This is a genomic window from Sporomusa sp., from assembly GCF_035561255.1.
Lineage (GTDB): Bacteria > Bacillota > Negativicutes > Sporomusales > Sporomusaceae > Sporomusa.
Window position 1 is genome coordinate 1 of the sequence record NZ_DATMXX010000128.1, and the last position, 3,038, is coordinate 3,038.

Consider the following 3,038-nt stretch of genomic DNA (forward strand, 5'->3'; position numbering starts at 1 on the left):
AAAATAACCCGGCGAATGGCCGGGTGTTTACTTAACTGCTTTTAGTTGGTGAATAGCTACTTCTTGCTGGAATAACGGGTTATTCAGTACGTCAAACTTAGCGCTCAATTCAGCAGTATCCTCTTTGGTGGCCGCTTTGCCGGTCAGTACGTTGAGGTTGTGGCCGATGTTGTGAGCCTGGGCGTTTAATTCCTCAGTCCGGTGCAGCAGGGCTTTGATGAAATCAGTGTTTTCGTGCTGCTGACCTTCTATGTTGCCGACGGTAGTTTTTAGTTCTGAAATATCGGACTTGATAGAGCTTACTTCACTTTGAATCTGCTCTTGTCCTGACTTTAGAGATTTTACCGCTGTGAGCAGCTGCTTTAACAATTCTTCCATGCTGCCCCTCCCTTTGTATTGCTGTATTACCATTGTACTCTTTGAGGCCGGGATGGGCAAGCCTGAAACTATGTTCCCAGCATTTCTTTTACGAGTTAAGAGCCAATCTGTTTAAGGTCTGGTGTTGAGGATGATATTCTGACCAAAAGTCCAGGTTTATGGTCTGTTGGTTTATAGCGGGCGGGACAGTATTCAATGTGCAGAAAAGATGGGCAAGATTGTATCTATAGCTGTGTTAAAAAGTATATTGAATAAGGCGTTTGAACAGTACGTTTTTGACAGAGTGGACAATATCCTCGGTACCGCCAATAATGTTAATCCTAAATACTGTAAAGCAACAGCAACGGTTGGTTCTGTACTAGCAGAGCTTATGGCAATTGCCAGTGCGCTGGAAGAGCAGCGTCCTAAATTGCTTCGGCTGGTGATGGATTTTGAATCTGCCGCTACCTATGAGTCTGCACTTCAGCTGAAATTGTTTATAGAGAGGGTCTGCGGGCTTGCTGCAGAGTCCGGCAGGAGTTCAGCGCTTTTATTCTGGAGAAAACAGCCTTATAATGGCAGTGGCTTTTATTTTTTGAGACTATAGACCTATGTAAGTGATTTGCAGAGTAGTCGATATAAAAGTAAAAGCAAAACCCAAAGGAGTGTTACAGGTGTTTTTCATCTACGAATTAGCTAAACAGCAGATTGTAATCAAGCATCGGCGCTGGCCAATATGTAAAACCCTGCCGGTTTTGGCCTTAATAGCTTATTTGGTGTTTCAACCATTATGATGATAGTTAACCCCGGACTTCAGTCTGGGGGATTTTTATTTTGTCTTGTAATTCTAAGCACTTGCCTTTTTATAGTATAATTAGATAAAAATAGCTTTCAATTGAGGAGAAAGATATGGAATTCTTAAAATCAATGGGTTATTTCATTCTTGCAGGATTGTTTGAAATTGGCGGGGGATACCTGATATGGCTTTGGTTGCGCGAGGGAAAGGGGATTACCTATGCAGTTGCGGGCGCAATTATACTTATTATGTATGGAGTGATTCCAACACTACAACCTGCCAATTTTGGCCGGGTTTATGCAGCTTATGGAGGCGTGTTCGTAGTCCTGTCGATTTTATGGGGATGGGGCATAGATAAGGTTATCCCTGATAAATTCGACATTATTGGAGGCATTATTTCTTTACTTGGTGTGCTAATTATAATGTATTGGCCTAGATGAGACATGATTAGCCCCCAGGGAACCGGCGGTCTTTTACCATAATCTAACACTGTTTTGCGAAGAAAATGATGCTATAATTAAACCATAACAACATAAGGAAGTGTATGTATGAGAATTGTAGCAAAAAAAGTAATTATATACTCAATGCTTGGCTTAATGCAAGTTGGAATGTTCTCTTCGATAGCTGCAGCCGCCCCAGGCTCCTTACATAATGATAACCCGCAACGAATAGTACAACTTGACCGGCATGATCGACATGATCGGGACCGGCATGAACGGGATCGGCGGCGAGAGCATGATGAACGATTGCGCCGGGAACATGAACGGCACGAACAGGAAATGAGGCGTCGCCCGTTTGAAAGTAGAAGGGAATGGCATGAACGGCAAAGACGTGAAAACGAACGTCATAACCGTGAATTGCATGAAATAGGAGCTTTTTTGCTCGGCCTTGTAATTGGTAGAGCGTCAAACGATTAAAAATGCCTTTCTATATTTATAGCCGTATCCTTTGGGATACGGCTTTTGTCTCGGTAATTTGTATCGCTCCCTGTTGTTAGACGCATACTAACCCTGCGATTTTTGATCAAAGATATGTATTGTGAAATATAGTGAGGTTGTCCTAAACTATACTCATAAAAGTAGCCAAAACTATATAACAACGAGGTATTGTTGATAGTGGGTTGCTAAAAGTCTGAAGAGAAATGTGAAAGGGTATTAGCAGGGTACTTGGCCTTGAATTTAGGCCGTAAGGAGTAGCGATGCAGATGGGAACTATTCACGAATCAGCCCGGCAAGTCCTGCAGGCGCAAGTGGAGTTTGGCAGATTGAGAGAGGAGGCGTGGCTTGCAGACTCTCTGTGGTCCTGGCAATGGTGGTTGCTTGTGGCCCTCTTAGTTCTGCCGTGGATAGTATGGTGGCGCCTAGTGGACCGAAAACGGCTTAGCGAAATATGCCTGTTCGGAATGTTTGTTCTTGCGACTGCTTCCTGGATGGACGAAATTGGCACAGATCTAATATTGTGGTATTATCCCTATAAAATTATTCCCTGGTATCCACAGTTGGTTCCGATCAATTATTCAGTACTGCCTATCGTCTATATGCTCATATACCAGTATGCGCCCAAATGGTCTTCATACATTTTGGCAATGGTCGTCATGTCTGCACTCTTTTCCTGGGGTGCTGAACCGATGCTGGCGTTTATGGGTATATATCAAGTAGTAAAATGGAAATTTAGTTACTCCTTCCCGGTGTACCTGTTAATTGCCATCAGCCATCGGTGGCTGCTTGAACGGATATTAGCTACTAGCAGGAAATATGGGGGACAGTAGAAAGCTGTAAATAATTAAGATACAAGTGTATTAATTGATAATTACCCTACAGTTCAGAAACTAATGAGCTGTAGGGTTTTGTTGTTACGATGATGCGGCGTCCATCATCTTTCCGGA

5 protein-coding genes are annotated in these 3,038 nt (G+C 43.1%); 4 read left to right on the forward strand and 1 reads right to left on the reverse strand.

What is annotated here, in order from left to right; all coding sequences use genetic code 11:
- Positions 1-27 precede the first annotated feature (27 nt).
- Positions 28-378, reverse strand: coding sequence for a hypothetical protein (locus tag VN379_RS07365; RefSeq protein WP_325532363.1), 351 nt, complete (start codon positions 376-378; stop codon positions 28-30).
- A gap of 208 nt (positions 379-586) precedes the next feature.
- Here VN379_RS07365 and VN379_RS07370 point away from each other — a divergent pair, with 208 nt between their 5' ends.
- The 4 genes from VN379_RS07370 (at position 587) to VN379_RS07385 (ending at position 2,921) form a co-directional block, all read left to right on the forward strand.
- Complete coding sequence (locus VN379_RS07370; protein ID WP_325532364.1) at positions 587-964, forward strand: hypothetical protein; 378 nt, start codon at positions 587-589, stop codon at positions 962-964.
- 302 nt (positions 965-1,266) lie between these two features.
- Positions 1,267-1,593, forward strand: coding sequence for a YnfA family protein (locus VN379_RS07375; protein ID WP_325532366.1), 327 nt, complete (start codon positions 1,267-1,269; stop codon positions 1,591-1,593).
- 108 nt (positions 1,594-1,701) lie between these two features.
- Positions 1,702-2,070: a hypothetical protein gene (locus VN379_RS07380; RefSeq protein WP_325532368.1), complete on the forward strand. Its 369-nt coding sequence runs from the start codon at positions 1,702-1,704 to the stop codon at positions 2,068-2,070.
- 287 nt (positions 2,071-2,357) lie between these two features.
- The gene (locus tag VN379_RS07385; RefSeq protein WP_325532370.1) at positions 2,358-2,921 is read left to right on the forward strand and encodes a CBO0543 family protein; all 564 of its coding nucleotides are present in this window, start codon (positions 2,358-2,360) and stop codon (positions 2,919-2,921) included.
- Positions 2,922-3,038: the final 117 nt, after the last annotated feature.

Coding starts and splice junctions, on each gene's coding strand:
- VN379_RS07385 (WP_325532370.1), top strand. CDS start 2,358: ATGGGAACTATTCACGAATCAGCCCGGCAAGTCCTGCAGGCGCAAGTG.
- VN379_RS07375 (WP_325532366.1), top strand. CDS start 1,267: ATGGAATTCTTAAAATCAATGGGTTATTTCATTCTTGCAGGATTGTTT.
- VN379_RS07370 (WP_325532364.1), top strand. CDS start 587: ATGGGCAAGATTGTATCTATAGCTGTGTTAAAAAGTATATTGAATAAG.
- VN379_RS07365 (WP_325532363.1), bottom strand. CDS start 378: ATGGAAGAATTGTTAAAGCAGCTGCTCACAGCGGTAAAATCTCTAAAG.
- VN379_RS07380 (WP_325532368.1), top strand. CDS start 1,702: ATGAGAATTGTAGCAAAAAAAGTAATTATATACTCAATGCTTGGCTTA.